Source organism: Bradyrhizobium sp. DOA9, from assembly GCF_000617845.2.
Classification (GTDB): Bacteria; Pseudomonadota; Alphaproteobacteria; order Rhizobiales; family Xanthobacteraceae; genus Bradyrhizobium.
Genome location: NZ_DF820425.1, coordinates 4,905,352 through 4,918,684, shown reverse-complemented (window position 1 = coordinate 4,918,684; position 13,333 = coordinate 4,905,352). Strand labels below are relative to the sequence as shown.

The 13,333-nt window shown below is 63.5% G+C and carries 18 protein-coding genes and 1 tRNA gene; 13 read left to right on the top strand and 6 right to left on the bottom strand.

Annotation, left to right across the window (positions count from 1 at the left end; genetic code table 11):
- Positions 1 to 112: 112 nt before the first annotated feature.
- The 3 genes from ilvD to BDOA9_RS23000 all read left to right on the top strand — a co-directional run bounded on the left by ilvD (position 113) and on the right by BDOA9_RS23000 (position 2,973).
- Entirely contained in the window at positions 113 to 1,963 is a 1,851-nt protein-coding gene (gene ilvD, locus BDOA9_RS23010) for a dihydroxy-acid dehydratase (RefSeq protein WP_025036320.1), read from the top strand.
- Positions 1,964 to 2,182: 219 nt separating this feature from the next.
- Complete coding sequence (locus BDOA9_RS23005) at positions 2,183 to 2,506, top strand: hypothetical protein (RefSeq protein WP_036028057.1); 324 nt, start codon at positions 2,183 to 2,185, stop codon at positions 2,504 to 2,506.
- Positions 2,507 to 2,628: 122 nt separating this feature from the next.
- Entirely contained in the window at positions 2,629 to 2,973 is a 345-nt protein-coding gene (locus BDOA9_RS23000; RefSeq protein ID WP_025036318.1) for a hypothetical protein, read from the top strand.
- A 901-nt stretch (positions 2,974 to 3,874) separates the two neighbouring features.
- Here BDOA9_RS23000 and BDOA9_RS22995 read toward each other — a convergent pair.
- Positions 3,875 to 4,144, bottom strand: a complete 270-nt coding sequence (locus tag BDOA9_RS22995) for a DUF1488 family protein (protein WP_025036317.1) — start codon at positions 4,142 to 4,144, stop codon at positions 3,875 to 3,877.
- Between the two features lie 220 nt (positions 4,145 to 4,364).
- Complete coding sequence (locus BDOA9_RS22990) at positions 4,365 to 4,568, bottom strand: hypothetical protein (RefSeq protein ID WP_152033421.1); 204 nt, start codon at positions 4,566 to 4,568, stop codon at positions 4,365 to 4,367.
- A 173-nt stretch (positions 4,569 to 4,741) separates the two neighbouring features.
- Here BDOA9_RS22990 and BDOA9_RS38125 point away from each other — a divergent pair, with 173 nt between their 5' ends.
- From BDOA9_RS38125 to BDOA9_RS22980, 4 genes are all read left to right on the top strand, one after another.
- The gene (locus BDOA9_RS38125; RefSeq protein WP_152033420.1) at positions 4,742 to 5,164 is read left to right on the top strand and encodes a hypothetical protein; all 423 of its coding nucleotides are present in this window, start codon (positions 4,742 to 4,744) and stop codon (positions 5,162 to 5,164) included.
- A gap of 617 nt (positions 5,165 to 5,781) precedes the next feature.
- The gene (locus BDOA9_RS38120) at positions 5,782 to 5,922 is read left to right on the top strand and encodes a hypothetical protein (RefSeq protein ID WP_210183842.1); all 141 of its coding nucleotides are present in this window, start codon (positions 5,782 to 5,784) and stop codon (positions 5,920 to 5,922) included.
- Between the two features lie 25 nt (positions 5,923 to 5,947).
- A tRNA-Ser gene (locus tag BDOA9_RS22985) sits at positions 5,948 to 6,037 on the top strand.
- A gap of 49 nt (positions 6,038 to 6,086) precedes the next feature.
- A complete protein-coding gene (locus BDOA9_RS22980; protein WP_025036315.1) occupies positions 6,087 to 6,830 on the top strand; it encodes a DUF7168 domain-containing protein in 744 nt (247 codons plus the stop codon).
- Between the two features lie 81 nt (positions 6,831 to 6,911).
- Here BDOA9_RS22980 and BDOA9_RS22975 read toward each other — a convergent pair whose 3' ends face one another.
- The gene (locus BDOA9_RS22975; RefSeq protein WP_025036314.1) at positions 6,912 to 7,520 is read right to left on the bottom strand and encodes a hypothetical protein; all 609 of its coding nucleotides are present in this window, start codon (positions 7,518 to 7,520) and stop codon (positions 6,912 to 6,914) included.
- A gap of 175 nt (positions 7,521 to 7,695) precedes the next feature.
- On the opposite strand from BDOA9_RS22975, the gene BDOA9_RS22970 reads away from it, so the two are divergent.
- The 4 genes from BDOA9_RS22970 (at position 7,696) to BDOA9_RS22955 (ending at position 11,284) form a co-directional block, all read left to right on the top strand.
- A complete protein-coding gene (locus BDOA9_RS22970) occupies positions 7,696 to 7,992 on the top strand; it encodes a hypothetical protein (protein ID WP_025036313.1) in 297 nt (98 codons plus the stop codon).
- A 48-nt stretch (positions 7,993 to 8,040) separates the two neighbouring features.
- On the top strand, positions 8,041 to 10,197 hold the full coding sequence (locus tag BDOA9_RS22965) for a VTT domain-containing protein (RefSeq protein WP_244521516.1): 2,157 nt from the start codon (positions 8,041 to 8,043) through the stop codon (positions 10,195 to 10,197).
- Complete coding sequence (locus BDOA9_RS22960; protein WP_042336393.1) at positions 10,197 to 10,868, top strand: endonuclease/exonuclease/phosphatase family protein; 672 nt, start codon at positions 10,197 to 10,199, stop codon at positions 10,866 to 10,868. The genes BDOA9_RS22965 and BDOA9_RS22960 overlap by 1 nt, the downstream gene beginning before the upstream one ends.
- 224 nt (positions 10,869 to 11,092) lie before the next feature.
- Positions 11,093 to 11,284 carry a hypothetical protein gene (locus BDOA9_RS22955; protein WP_025036310.1) on the top strand — a complete coding sequence of 64 codons (192 nt, stop codon included), beginning with the start codon at positions 11,093 to 11,095 and terminating at the stop codon, positions 11,282 to 11,284.
- 51 nt (positions 11,285 to 11,335) lie between these two features.
- Here BDOA9_RS22955 and BDOA9_RS22950 read toward each other — a convergent pair whose 3' ends face one another.
- Positions 11,336 to 11,551 carry a hypothetical protein gene (locus tag BDOA9_RS22950; protein ID WP_025036309.1) on the bottom strand — a complete coding sequence of 72 codons (216 nt, stop codon included), beginning with the start codon at positions 11,549 to 11,551 and terminating at the stop codon, positions 11,336 to 11,338.
- 248 nt (positions 11,552 to 11,799) lie between these two features.
- Between BDOA9_RS22950 and BDOA9_RS22945 the strand changes: the two genes are divergently transcribed.
- The gene (locus tag BDOA9_RS22945) at positions 11,800 to 12,120 is read left to right on the top strand and encodes a DUF1476 domain-containing protein (protein WP_025036308.1); all 321 of its coding nucleotides are present in this window, start codon (positions 11,800 to 11,802) and stop codon (positions 12,118 to 12,120) included.
- A gap of 18 nt (positions 12,121 to 12,138) precedes the next feature.
- Here the strand turns inward: BDOA9_RS22945 and BDOA9_RS22940 are convergent, their stop codons facing one another.
- Positions 12,139 to 12,717 carry a TIGR00645 family protein gene (locus BDOA9_RS22940; RefSeq protein WP_025036307.1) on the bottom strand — a complete coding sequence of 193 codons (579 nt, stop codon included), beginning with the start codon at positions 12,715 to 12,717 and terminating at the stop codon, positions 12,139 to 12,141.
- A gap of 214 nt (positions 12,718 to 12,931) precedes the next feature.
- On the opposite strand from BDOA9_RS22940, the gene BDOA9_RS22935 reads away from it, so the two are divergent.
- Positions 12,932 to 13,168 (top strand): hypothetical protein, encoded by a 237-nt coding sequence (locus BDOA9_RS22935; protein WP_244521515.1) that lies wholly within the window; start codon positions 12,932 to 12,934, stop codon positions 13,166 to 13,168.
- Positions 13,169 to 13,201: 33 nt separating this feature from the next.
- Here BDOA9_RS22935 and BDOA9_RS39915 read toward each other — a convergent pair whose 3' ends face one another.
- Entirely contained in the window at positions 13,202 to 13,330 is a 129-nt protein-coding gene (locus tag BDOA9_RS39915) for a hypothetical protein (protein WP_256375401.1), read from the bottom strand.
- Between the last annotated feature and the right edge of the window lie 3 nt (positions 13,331 to 13,333).

Below are 13,333 nucleotides of genomic sequence, written 5' to 3'. Positions count from 1 at the left end.
CCACCCCAAGTTCCCGTTGCGCGCGTTCCCCGGCTGCGCTATCCGGCCACAAAGGCCTGAGGCGACGCCATATTTTCCCGCCCTGCGCCCCAAACCGAGGACGGAAACCGCCATGCCAGCCTATCGCTCCCGCACCACCACCCACGGCCGCAACATGGCGGGTGCCCGCGGCCTCTGGCGTGCGACCGGCATGAAGGACGCCGATTTCGGCAAGCCGATCATCGCGGTGGTCAATTCCTTCACCCAGTTCGTGCCCGGCCACGTCCATCTGAAGGACCTCGGCCAGCTCGTGGCACGCGAGATCGAGCAGGCCGGCGGCGTCGCCAAGGAGTTCAACACCATCGCGGTCGACGACGGCATCGCCATGGGCCATGACGGCATGCTCTACAGCCTGCCGTCGCGCGAATTGATCGCCGACAGCGTCGAGTACATGGCCAACGCCCATTGCGCCGACGGCCTCGTCTGCATCTCCAATTGCGACAAGATCACGCCCGGCATGCTGATGGCAGCGCTCAGGCTCAACATCCCCGCCGTGTTCGTCTCCGGCGGGCCGATGGAGGCCGGCAAGGTCAAGCTGGCCGGCAAGACCAAGGCCGTCGACCTCATCGACGCCATGGTGGCTGCGGCCGACAGCAAGGTCAGCGACGAGGACGTCAAGGTGATCGAGCGCTCGGCGTGCCCGACCTGCGGCTCCTGCTCGGGCATGTTCACCGCCAATTCCATGAACTGCCTGACCGAGGCGCTCGGCCTCGCGCTGCCCGGCAACGGCTCGGTGGTCGCGACCCACGCCGACCGCAAGCGCCTGTTCGTCGAGGCCGGCCACACCATCGTGGATCTGGTCCGCCGCTATTACGAGCAGGACGACGCCTCCGTGCTGCCGCGCAACATCGCCAACTTCAAGGCGTTCGAGAACGCCATGACGCTCGACATCGCCATGGGCGGCTCGACCAACACCGTGCTGCATCTGCTCGCCGCCGCCCATGAAGGGCAGGTCGCGTTCACCATGAAGGACATCGACCGGCTCTCGCGCCGCGTGCCCGTGCTGTGCAAGGTCGCGCCCTCGGTTGCCGACGTGCATGTCGAGGACGTGCATCGCGCCGGCGGCATCATGGGCATCCTCGGCGAGCTCGATCGCGCCGGCCTGATCGACACATCTGTGTCGACCGTGCACGCGCCGACCATGAACGAGGCGCTGGAGCGCTGGGACATCAAGCGCACCAAGAGCGAGACGGTGCGCACCTTCTATCGCGCCTCGCCCGGCGGCATCCCGACGCAAGTCGCCTTCAGCCAGGAGCGCCGCTACGACGAGCTCGATGCCGACCGCGAGAAGGGCGTGGTGCGCGATCTCGAACACGCCTTCAGCAAGGACGGCGGCCTCGCCGTGCTCTACGGCAACCTCGCGCAGGACGGCTGCATCGTGAAGACCGCCGGCGTCGACGCCTCGATCCTGAAATTCTCCGGCCCCGCGCGCGTGTTCGAGAGCCAGGACGCGGCCGTCGACGGCATCCTGGGCGGCAAGGTCGTCGCCGGCGAGGTCGTGGTCATCATCTATGAAGGCCCGCGCGGCGGCCCCGGCATGCAGGAGATGCTCTATCCCACGAGCTATCTGAAATCGATGGGCCTCGGCAAAGCCTGTGCGCTCGTCACCGACGGCCGCTTCTCCGGCGGCTCCTCCGGCCTGTCGATCGGTCACCTGTCGCCGGAAGCCGCCGAAGGCGGCAACATCGGTCTCGTGCGCACCGGCGACATCATCGCCATCGACATCCCGAACCGCAGCATCAGCCTCGAGGTCTCCGACGAGGAGCTTGCCAAGCGCCGCGCGGCGGAGGAGGCAAAGGGCGATGCAGCCTGGCAGGCGCAAGGCCGCAAGCGCAACGTCTCCACCGCGCTGCAGGCCTACGCCGCGCTCACCACCAGCGCCGCGCGCGGCGCGGTGCGCGAGGTGAAGCGTCGCTCGAACTGAACGCGCGCCATTCGCCTCGCGTTGCATGGTCAACAAGTTCTGAACGGCCGGCGAAAGCCGGCCGTTTGCATTAAGGATGCCCCGACGAAGTTCGGCAAAGCAGGATTTTGCGGCGTATACTGCGGCGACCTTCGCAAATCCATTTCGGGCAACTGGGGCACCACTGCAATGTCTCGTACTCTCGCCGTTGTTTTCTCCGCGGCCGTCGCCGCGATTTCCATGACGGGCGCAGCCTCCGCCGGCTGCTACAATTGCTACACGCCGCCGCCGTGCACGACCTGCTATCAGCAGCAATACGTGCCGCCGCAATACCGCACCGTCGACGAGACCGTGATGGTGTCGCCCGGCTCTGTCGTGGCGCATCGCACGCCGGCGCAGTACCGCACCGTGATGGTGCCGCAGACCGTGATGGTGGCGCCGCCGAGCGTCCAGTACGAGCGCATCCCGCCGCAATACGCCACTCGCCAGCGCGTCGAGATGGTCTCGCCGGGCTATTCCTATTACGCCCCGGTGCAGATGAACTGCGCGTCCTGCGGCTACTGAGCCGAACGCAGCCAAGGCGAACATTGGCGCGGCGTTCCTCGCGGGGCGCCGCGCTTGTTTTTTGCGCGACTCAAAAGTGAGGGAGCTTTTGAACCGCGAGGCCCGGAACGACACGAAACGGCATGATGCTGTTTCTGGACTCTCTCGAGCGACCGCAACTCGGGCTGGTCGCTGCTCTCGCTGTTTCGCTGATGTGCGCAGTTGCGATCGTCTGGTCGGTCGGCTCGACGGACCGCGTCACCTATCTCGGCCCCGACCACGGCCAGGAACAGACGATCACACAGGTCCGCCTGAAGACGCTCCCGGAAGGGAGTTACGTGATCGAGCGGGGCGCGATCTACAAGGCAATGCAGGCAGGGTGCCGCTACGACCTCAACTACAGCCCTCAATTCGGCCGCCATGTCAGCGACCGGCAGAGAACCAAATATATCCGGAGCGCCGTCCTGGTTGATTGCCCGAAGAGCTAGGCACGCCGCCGCGCTCCGGCCGGGACGCTGTAACGGTTCGGTGAATGAAACACGTTTCCCCTCGCTCGAAACATCCCGGAAACACGATGGGGCCAACTTTCGATCGGGACTTATCGTTGGGGAGACTTAAGATGATCGCACTTCAAGGAATTGCGCTTGCTCTCGGTGCCGGCCTTGCTTGCTGGATTTATTCCCCCGAGTTCGGAGCCGAACTGGTCCTCGCTATCGTTGCCTGCCTTGCATGATTGCCAGCGTTTGCCTGCGGAGAGCAGCCCCGGTCAACCCGAGCCGCGCTTCGTCGGCGCCAGTTGCGGAAGCCGCGACGCCGGTGTCAGGCCGGATTTCCAGAGTAGGACGCCGCCACAATTCGCAAGATCGAATGCCCGCTGGTATCGGAGCCAGCCAGGGGCGCGCGCCGGTTGACATTTGATAATGCGGGAACTCTCGGTAATTTAGTAGGATTGGCGCTGCCGATCTCCAGGCCGTTGTTGCCTACCGCATTCCTGCCGTCCGAGGAGCCTGGCCGTTGAACCGGGAATTAAAGGAATTCCGCAGGCTCGAACGCGCGTGCAGAGAGCACGCGCCCCTCGCTTCCCTCGATCTTGAGCGTGAAGGCCTTCTTTCAAGTGGCTGAGTACTACCGGCTTGCCATTGAAACCCTTCAACGCCAGCAGGCGGCGAACGGCCCCCCTTAGGTTTCCAAAGGAAGGCCCGCCAGCGCGAGCTTGCAACGGCTAAGGCGGCGCTCCACAAACAAAAGGGGGCCCCAGCAGGGTCAGCTGCCGGGGCCTGGGGGTCTACTCCGGTTTCAGGGGGGCGTTGGGGACACCGGAGCAAAGAATAGACTCTCCAGATTGCCACTTGTTCCCGATTTGGATCGCGGGGGCGCATACCCAGGTGGTTAGCGCGGCGTGAGCTGCTCGGTGCGGACAACGGGCCTGTCTTCGCCCCGGTCGTAGCTCCTGCTCGCGATCTGCTCGATCTTCAAGCGGTACCGCTGAAACGTGCCTTCGACGTCCGTTTGACGAGTCCCATCCTTTGCAGCGCGATCGATCAAGGCAGCCCAGGTGACGAAGCAAGGGACGCGATGTTCGCGATCGAACATCGCAAACGCGATGCCTTCGAAAAGCCGGAGCTCCGTGTTGCGAGATGGATCGGTCGTAAGGGGCATGCATTGAGGTCTTGGACTGTGCAAACCAAGACAGGCGCGACGGCGGCCTTAGGTTCCTGCTGCTGTTAAGGACAAAGTGGCAATTTAACTTGATCCTGAGGCCGGGCTGGATTTACTTTCGGTTCTGCCGGGGCTGGCATTTCATTCCCGAACAATATTTCAACCGGCAAGAGGCTACCGAAAGGTAGCCTCTTTTAATTCCGACGACGGACCTGGCTACCTAGCTTTGCGGCTGCGATGTTGATTTGCTCAGCGCAGGGATCGTTCGATCAAGGTGTTCCCGCAGCCTCGCCAGGATGGTTGCAGCCTGGGCCTGATCTCCGCGCTCCAAGGCATTTGTTGCGACGACGAGCATCGTCTCGGCTTCGAGCAGCGCATTCTTTGCGCTCTGGCTGCTTTGCAACGATCGTCCATCCCGTCTCATGATCTCCTCTAACAATAGATGATGCGGGAGAACATGGCAATCTCTGCGACATGCGGACTTTACGGAGCCTCACAGGCATCATCCGCAGTCGACCACCGGTCGCGTAAGCCAGGTGATGTCTCCGTTTTGAGCGCGCTTCACTTGCGAAAAGCATGTTGACGAGGGGCGGCTCAGTGCCTGCGATCCTCTCGCTCGGCGGTGAGGATCTGTGCCGGCTGCCGCTGGAGATGCGCAAGACTCGCCCGCGGATGCGGACGTCGGGGCTCGTTCAACGCCCCTTACTGCTCTGTTCGAATGTGCTGCGCTTCTCGCATATCGCCGAAGCAATTCGGCGGCGCTTTGACCAAACGTTGTGCTTGCAGTCGGCAGCAAGCTCGGCTTCGATAGCGGTATTGGTTCTACAAGTTCATTGCCGTTATCGACCGAAAGTTTTCATGACGACCATCTTGCTGGTTATCGGCAGCTGGTTGCTGCTGAACATCCTATTCGTCTTGATCGTCATTCCGCCGCGCCAGACCAAGCTGACATCATCGCTGGGTCGAGCAATCGATGCTCTACGACACTTCGTCCGGCGCAGCCGTCGACCGCCTTCATGAATTGGCGTCGGGCTCTGAGCACGAGCGCCTGTTCTCTCTCTCGACCGAGCTGGCTCCAAGACGCAAACGGCCCCGCTCGCTCCGGGCAGAGTGAGCAGGACCGTTCATTCCCAGAAGCGGCCGATAGGGGCTTGAGGATTGGCCGCAACGCAGAGCTTATCCGATTCCAGCGGAGCAGCCCATGGCTACGTGCTTTCGGCGTGCCGGTTGATCACTCTGATACCGGTTGGGAAGACATCCGGATATTTCCGCCCCGGCCGGTTATTGCCACTTTTTCCCGGTTGCACTACCGTGGTTCCTGACGTCGAAGCCCGGCGTCAAACCTGAGATGACTGACCGTCGTCGCCCGTCCTCTGGTTCGCAAGATCGAACACAGAGGGCGGGCTTCGAGGCGGAGTTTGGTGCTCGCTTTGCCTCAAGCTCAGCGCTGGCAAGCTTCCCGATGACGCGTTGCTGTTCGTCAACCTCGATGGCGCGCTGCCGTCCCAGAAGCGCGACGGCAGAGCCTGGCGCGACTTCCAAACTGACATGGGGTTCCACAATGTACGGCACCCTCAGAGGAGCCAGCTCGTCGACGCGTGGAAATTGGCACGATTTCCAAACGCATCGAGCATGCAATGCCCGATATCACGTTGCGCATCTACGCCCAGCTGTTTAGGAAAGGCGATGGCAAGGCGGCAGCGGCGATCCATGCGGCGCTCAATCGCTGGGGTGCCAATCGGGTGCCTACTTCGCACTTTGTTCTATTCAGAGCATGAGCTAAGCACTTGAAATTATTGAGACGGAAGGGTGGCCGAGTGGTTTAAGGCACCGGTCTTGAAAACCGGCGTGCCCGCAAGGGTACCGTGGGTTCGAATCCCACCCCTTCCGCCAGTCTATCCGAACGGGGTCTCTCGGTCGGGCTCTCCCGAGCAGGTGACCAGTGAATCAAACGTCCAATCCAGCCGCGCTCGACAAGCTCAAGCTGCGCATCCAGGCGTTGCGCGCCAAAACCATCGCCAATGGCTGCACCGAGGACGAGGCGCTGTCTGCCGCCGCCAAAGTCGCCGAGCTGCTGGACCGCCACGATTTGTCGCTTTCCGATGTCGAGCTGCGCGCCTCGCCGTGCGAACGGAGGGTGTTTGAGACCCATCGCAAGAAGCGAATTCCACTGGACGACTGCATCGGCGCGATCGCTCATTTCTGCGATTGCCGGGTCTGGCGCGAGAAGAATGCGGCCGGCGAGAACGTCTATGTTTTCTTCGGTCTGGCTGCGGATGTCGAGGTCGCGCATTATTTGGCCGAACTGATCGACGGCGCCGTGCGCGCCGAGCTCGGCCGCTTCAAGACCTCGGTCGATTACAGCAGGTTCCGGCACCAGGAGCGGTATCTGGCCAACGCCTCCTTCGCGCTCGGGATGGTGGCGTCGATCGCGCAACGGCTGGTGGCGATCAAGGCCGGCCGCGATCAGGTCAATGAAAGCACCGGCCGCGGGCTGGTCGTCCTCAAGACCTCGGTGGTCGATGCCGAATTGGACAAGCTCGACCTCAAGCTCAGGACCGCGCGCAGCACCAGCCGGATGGTGTCGATGACGGCCTACGAAGCCGGCGGCGCTGCTGGAGCGTCGCTGGCCATCAATCCCGGCCTTGGCGGAGCGGGGGCAGGGACCACCGCCAAAGGAAGCTGAGCGCGGCGCATCGGGGCAGAGGCGGCCTCCGGACGATAGGTCCGCCTCTCCTCAGCGGGCAGGTTCGCCGAACCGAAAACCTCAGCTCTTGGTATCACCGCCCTTTAGCGCGTCCCACGCGGTCTTGTTGGCCTGATCGAACGCCTTGCGGGATTCGGCGAGTGCAGCGCTCATCACCGACCAGGACTCGCTGCCGGCCTGCTTCAGCTTCTGCAGGCGTGCTTCGGCTTCGGAGGCGTCGGACTTCATCTGCTTGAGCGCGGCGTCGATGTCCACGGTGCGGGCAGCGGCGACCTTGCCTGCGGCCTCGCGGAATTTCTCTGCGGCTTCACCCCAGGCCTTGGCCTGTGCAGCCGCAAGATCCTTGAAGGTGGCCTGCTGCTGTTCGAGCTGTTTTCCGGCGCTTTCGAAGTAGGTCTTCATCTGGGCTTCGAATGCGTTCCATTGCCGCTCCAGCTCGGCCTTGGCGTCCGCCCATGCCGCTTCACCGGCCTGCGCCTTGGTCTTGAGCAGCGCCTGAAACTCGTCGCGGCGCTTGGTCAGATCGGCCAGGAGCTGATCGGTCTTGACCTTGGACTCTTCCTTGGCCTGACCGGCCTTGACCTCGAACGAGGCCAACGCCGCGTCCATCTCGTCGATCCGCTCCTTGGCCCAGTTGAGATAGAAATGCATGCTGCTCTGCTGTGACATCGCGGCCTCCGTTGATTTGCCGAGGTCAGTTTTCCAGAGCTTCGGCGCGCTCGTATTGACCTGTCTCAATGACGCACGGAAAGCGGTTGCCTGCTCGAGCCAAGAGAGGCGACGCGCCAGGAACCTGGCCCCAGCTCGCCTGTTGTTCGCAGTCTCGACCACACGGAGAGCAGCCTTGGAAAGCACCATCATTGGAGAATTCGACACGCGCCGCGGCGCCGAGCTTGCGGTCGAGCATGTCGTGCAGGAATGCGGCGTGCCGCGAGCCGACGTCTTCGTCCAGCCCGCCGGCGCTGCGAACACGGTGGGAACACGCGCGGCAGGTCCCGACGCCAAGACAGCGCCCACTCCGGAGGGGCGGCAGAAGCTGGAAGGTCTGATCGAGGTTTCCGTCGATTTCCACGGCGATGCCCCTGAGAAGATCGCGGATGTGTTGAGGAGCGCCGGCGCGAAGACGGTCCGCACCAAATGACGAATTGTGCGATGGGCCCAGTGAGCGCCGGAGTCCGGCATTCGCGTCGTGGAACGCCCTGAGCCTCCAGCGCGTTTAGACGCAAACGCGAATTGCGAGGTCCATCTGCTTCAGAGCGCATCGACACTGATACCCGGCGACACCGTCTGGCGGCGGTGCAGGGCGCGGCGCGTGGCGGTTCTGAACGATGGCGCCGCCTATTTCGCAGCCCTGCGGGAGGCCCTGCTGGAGGCGCAGGATCTCGTCTACATTATTGGCTGGGATATCCATAGCAGGACGCGCCTGGTCGGAGCGTCCGGACGCGCGGATGACGGCCTGCCTGAGGAGCTTGGTCCCTTCCTGCGCGCCCTGGTGCAGCGCCGGCCCTCCTTGCGCATCAATATTCTCGTCTGGGACTTCGTCTCGTTTTACGCCTCCGAGAGAGAGTGGAATTCCGCGGCGAAATTCACCGCCGATACCGATGGCCGCGTCCGCTTTCATCTGGACGCCACGCTGCCGTTCGGTTCGGCGCAACACCAGAAGATCGTCTGCGTCGACGGTTCACTCGCGTTCGTCGGCGGCCTCGATCTGACGATCAGGCGCTGGGACACGAGCGACCACCGCGCCGACAATGCCATGCGCTGCGATACCCAGCGCAAGCCGTATCCGCCGTTTCACGATGTCCAGTGCCTGGTCGACGGCGAGGCCGCGGAGCAGCTGTTCGCCCTGGTGGAGCAGCGCTGGCGTGCGGCAGGCCAACAGGCCGATGAACGGCGCGCGCGCAAGGCCGGTCGCTGGCCCGCGAACGTGCCTGTCGAGGCCGAGCATTTGCCGGTCGGGATCGCCAGGACCGAGGTGGTCTGTCCGGCCGGTTCGACCATCAGGGAGGTCGAACGCTCGTTCATTGCGGCGATCCGTTCGGCAACGAGCTTCGTGTACATCGAAAACCAGTTCACCAGCGCAACGAGGATGGCGCATGAATTGGCGGAGCAGATGCGTCGCGTGCCGTCGCTTCGGGTTCTGGTCGTCGCCCCGAAACTGCATTCCTCGTGGCTGGAATCCCAGGCCATGCAGAACGGCCGTGGCGCCTTCATCGACTGCTTCAGCGCGGCTGGCGTCGCCGATCGCATCCGCTTCGTCTATCCGGTCTCCCGCAGCGGCAATAAGGAAGCCGCGGTAATGGTGCACAGCAAGCTCATGGTCGTCGACGACCGGATCCTGCGGATCGGCTCGGCCAATTTGAACAATCGATCGATGGGCGCCGACAGCGAATGCGACCTGATTTTCGAAGCTGAATCCGAGGAGCATCGGGATTTCATCGCGTCGGTCCGCCGTCGCCTCATCGCTCATTTCTGCGATCTCGACGAACAGGCCGTCACGCAGAACGAGCATCGACTGTTCGCTCTGCTGGACCAGGTGTCGAAAACGGGTGGGGCGAGGACGCTGCGAAAAGTGGAGTCCTCGGTTCTGACCAGCACGCTGGCCAATTTGGTTCAGCCGGTGGCGGACCCCGAGCTGCCGCTTCATCTGGAGCGCGCGGCATCGCGCATGTGGAGCACGAAGACGATCATCGGAATCGCCTCGATCGCGCTGGCGCTGCTTGGACTGGCGCTGGCGTGGTCGTACACGTCGTTGAGCGATTATGCCAATACGGGCCGCATCTCGTCATTCCTGTCTGCCTATTCGCAGTCGGGCTGGGGACCGCCATTCGCGATCCTGGCCTTTGTCGTCGGCGGGCTGGTGATCTTTCCGGTTCTCGTGCTCATTGCCGCAACTGCTGCCGCGCTCGGGCCCTGGCTGGGTTTCGTCACCGCCATGGCCGGCGTCTTGCTGAGCGCCCTCCTGCTTTTTGCGATCGGACGGTTTCTGGGGCGGGAGCGTCTTCAGCGCCTGCTGGGACGCCGTGCCGCGCGCATCCAGGAACGGGTCGTCGGCAAGGGAATTCTGGCGGTCGTCGTCATCCGGATGATTCCGATCGCACCGTTCTCGCTGGTGAACGTCGCGGCCGGTGCGAGCACGCTGCCGCTGCGTGATTTCATGGTGGGAACGCTGCTCGGCATGATGCCCGGCATTCTCGCCATGGCCGTTCTGGGCGCGCAGATCGCAGATCTCGCCAGGAATGCGTCCTGGAGCAACATCGCGCTGCTGGCTCTTGCGTTCCTGGGCTGGGTCGGGATCTGCGCGGGCGCACAGTTTGTCGCGACCTGGCTTGCCGGGAGACGTTGATGCCGGTGCGTTTCATGACGTGGAATGTGCACGGCACCTTCAATCTCAATCCGACGTTCGATCTGGAGGGGGTTTGCTCCATCATCCGCAAATGGTCGCCGGATGTCGTCGCGCTCCAGGAGGTGGATTCCCGATCGCGCTCGGATGATCCGTTTGCGAAGCTGGCGCGCGTCGTCGGCGATCATGACGTTCATGCCAAGTCGATCGTCACGGAGGACGGTGACTACGGCCAGATGCTCATGAGCCGCTTTCCGTTCTCCAGCGTGCCCGAGATCGTCGACGTGTCCTATCGGGAGCGGGAGCCGCGGAGGGCGATCGCGACGGGATTGCTGACGCCTTTCGGCGAATTCCGCGTGGTCGCCACGCATCTCGGCCTGAGCATCCACGAGCGTTATGCGCAGGCTCAGGCCCTGGCGAGCCTGGTCAAGTCGGAAAGGACCGTCGTGCTCGGCGATTTCAACGACTGGTTCTGGGTGAAGTCGGTGCGGCGCGTGCTCGCGCAGGTCTGCCCGAACCGGACGCGGCTGCGAACCTTTCCGGCGCATTTGCCCTTGCTTCGGCTCGACCGCATCTATGCAACGCGGGACAGCCGGTTCGGAAAAGTCTGGACCGACGCGGAAGCGCGCGCCTATTCGGACCATTTGCCGGTGATTGCGGACATCGCGATCTGACGGTTCCGGGGCGTGGACCGTATCGCCTGTTGCCGGGCGTAGCGCGCGAAAATGCTCGCATTTGCAGCTGTTTGGCCCAACGAGAGCACGTGCTCCTGCGCTGTCGAGAAAAGCGTTGTAGCAGAACGACTTAGCTACTGTGCATGGGGTTGTTTTCGCAAGACTTCACTACCCCGCCAGACGTCGCGGCCGGAACTTTTTCCTGTCGGCCACGTTCACTCGGCATGACTGAAGACCTTTCGTTCCGACGCAAGCCCCTGACCCCCGAACAACGCCACGCCCGCGATGCGGCGCGCCGGGTCGAGGCCGAAAAGGCCATGCGCGACCACGAAGCGGCGCAGAAGGCGTTCTACGCCAACAAGGAACGGCTGAAGGCCGAGCGGCTGGCGCGCGAAGCGGCCGCGGCAAAGGGCTGAGCGCACGCGCTTCGCTGCCCAAACTCCCAGATCGCTTCTCCTGCGGCCGACCTAATGCCGCCTGGCCTTCGCGCTCAGGGCCAGCTTGAGCGCCTGGACGGCGTCCGCGAAGACCCCGCGAGGCAATTGCGCCTCGATCGCTTCGGCCGCGATCCGGCAGTCGTCGGCGACCTTCAGCAGCCCGCTGCGTGTCAGGTCCATGGAGAGGGCAGCCTGCTCCAGGCAGACTTGTTCAAGCCGTCGAAACTCCCGCAGCTCTCTGTTCATGCGTCAGCTCTCGATGTCTTCGTCCCATCCGTCACCGAGTCTGGTTAACGAATGGTAAACGACAGCTTGCCGGAGCCGGCTTACGCGGGGCTGGCGGGTCCATGCGCCCGCCTTGTGAGCGCTCGGCAGGCTTGACGCCGTTCGGCTTCCGGGAGGAAGCTTCAAATGATCCTAAACTGACGTGAACCACGGAGACGTTCGCTCCCAGCAAGTCCGATCCTCATCAGCGAATCAGAATGGAGCTGACCATGACCACGTTCGACAAGCGCGAGCAGGGCTTTGAAGCCAAATTCGCCCACGACGAGGAATTCATGTTCAAGGCCACGGCGCGGTCCAACAAGCTGCTCGGGCTGTGGGCAGCAGGCCAGCTCGGGCTCAGCGGTGACGCCGCCGCAAGCTACGCAACCGCGCTGGTGACGGACCATCTGGAGAGCCGGACGATCGACGACGTCGTCCGCAAGGTGTCGGACGATCTCGCAGGCAAGGGCATCGCTCGTGAGCGGGTCGCAGCAAAGCTTCAGGAGTGTCTGCACCAGGCGCTGGCGCAGCTCGAAGCGGACCGGCAATGAGACCGGCCGGAGAGCGCTTCATTCGGCATGATTGCGCATTCCGGACTCGCTGAGCTTGTCGACATAGGCGATGCCGATTGCCGAGACGATGAAGGTGATGTGGATCAGCACTTGCCACATCACGCCGGTCTCGGTGTAGCCGGCGCGGTTGGAGCCGAGATTTCCGGCTTCGATGAAGGTGCGCAGCAGCGCGATCGAGGAGATGCCGATGATGGCCATGGCGAGCTTGATCTTCAGGACGCTCGCATTGACGTGGCCGAGCCATTCCGGCTCGTCGGGATGGCCCTGGAGGTCGAGCCGCGAGACGAACGTCTCATAGCCTCCGACGATCACCATCACGAGCAGATTGGAGATCATCACGACGTCGATCAGCGCCAGCACGCTCATCATGATCTGCTGCTCGGTGAGCTCGAGGGCGTGCCAGGAGAGGTGCCAGAGCTCCTTGAGGAACAGCGCGATGTAGACGCACTGCGCCACGATCAGTCCGAGATAGAGCGGCAGCTGCAGCCAGCGTGAGCCGAAGATGATCATCGGCAGCAGGCCGAGCTGCGGCGAGGGCGGGCGGGGACCAGGTCTTTTCTCGGGCTCAACCGACATTCGGGCAACACCCTCGCATCGAGACGATCTCGCCGTCGTGTACCCCGACAAGATGGCTGGCGGAAGACACGACGCGCGCCTCGCCTTCCGCGGGCTGGGCCGTTTCGTGCTACCGTGCCGACCGGCCGGTCAGGGGACGGCGGCGAGCGGGAGGCGGGGCGTGTCTCGGTGGGACTTTGGCAAGTGGTTCGGCGCAATCGCATGCGCTGGCGCCATGCTGGTCGGTACAGGCGGCGCCGAGGTCTCGGCGACGTCGCTGACGCCGTTTCGCTACGAAGCGCAGGCCCAGCGTCATTGCCCGCACGACAAGGTGGTATGGCTCGACTTCAGGAAGGGCGTCTACTACCGCAAGGGGCAGAAGCGCTACGGCCAGGGCTTCGACGGCAGCTTCGTCTGTCAGAACGAGGCCCGCGACAGCCTCTACCACCGCTCGCTGTTGGGTCTGCGCTGAGCGGCGGGTGTCGCCGGCTGATGGAGGCGTCGGCTATTTCGGCGGTGTCGGCCTGACCGGCACGTGCGGGGAGGTGCTGATGACCCGGGGGCTTCCATCCGGATAGGTGCGGTCGCCGCGGATCAGGGATTCCAGGACCAGGAAGAATTTCTCGGCAAGCATTTG

What these genes read in the sequence shown, in the direction of transcription:
- ilvD (WP_025036320.1), top strand. Translation starts at nt 113, where the DNA reads ATGCCAGCCTATCGCTCCCGCACCACCACCCACGGCCGCAACATGGCG.
- BDOA9_RS23005 (WP_036028057.1), top strand. Translation starts at nt 2,183, where the DNA reads ATGACGGGCGCAGCCTCCGCCGGCTGCTACAATTGCTACACGCCGCCG.
- BDOA9_RS23000 (WP_025036318.1), top strand. Translation starts at nt 2,629, where the DNA reads ATGATGCTGTTTCTGGACTCTCTCGAGCGACCGCAACTCGGGCTGGTC.
- BDOA9_RS22995 (WP_025036317.1), bottom strand. Translation starts at nt 4,144, where the DNA reads ATGCCCCTTACGACCGATCCATCTCGCAACACGGAGCTCCGGCTTTTC.
- BDOA9_RS22990 (WP_152033421.1), bottom strand. Translation starts at nt 4,568, where the DNA reads ATGAGACGGGATGGACGATCGTTGCAAAGCAGCCAGAGCGCAAAGAAT.
- BDOA9_RS38120 (WP_210183842.1), top strand. Translation starts at nt 5,782, where the DNA reads ATGCCCGATATCACGTTGCGCATCTACGCCCAGCTGTTTAGGAAAGGC.
- BDOA9_RS22975 (WP_025036314.1), bottom strand. Translation starts at nt 7,520, where the DNA reads ATGTCACAGCAGAGCAGCATGCATTTCTATCTCAACTGGGCCAAGGAG.
- BDOA9_RS22960 (WP_042336393.1), top strand. Translation starts at nt 10,197, where the DNA reads ATGCCGGTGCGTTTCATGACGTGGAATGTGCACGGCACCTTCAATCTC.
- BDOA9_RS22955 (WP_025036310.1), top strand. Translation starts at nt 11,093, where the DNA reads ATGACTGAAGACCTTTCGTTCCGACGCAAGCCCCTGACCCCCGAACAA.
- BDOA9_RS22950 (WP_025036309.1), bottom strand. Translation starts at nt 11,551, where the DNA reads ATGAACAGAGAGCTGCGGGAGTTTCGACGGCTTGAACAAGTCTGCCTG.
- BDOA9_RS22945 (WP_025036308.1), top strand. Translation starts at nt 11,800, where the DNA reads ATGACCACGTTCGACAAGCGCGAGCAGGGCTTTGAAGCCAAATTCGCC.
- BDOA9_RS22940 (WP_025036307.1), bottom strand. Translation starts at nt 12,717, where the DNA reads ATGTCGGTTGAGCCCGAGAAAAGACCTGGTCCCCGCCCGCCCTCGCCG.
- BDOA9_RS22935 (WP_244521515.1), top strand. Translation starts at nt 12,932, where the DNA reads ATGCTGGTCGGTACAGGCGGCGCCGAGGTCTCGGCGACGTCGCTGACG.
- BDOA9_RS39915 (WP_256375401.1), bottom strand. Translation starts at nt 13,330, where the DNA reads ATGCTTGCCGAGAAATTCTTCCTGGTCCTGGAATCCCTGATCCGCGGC.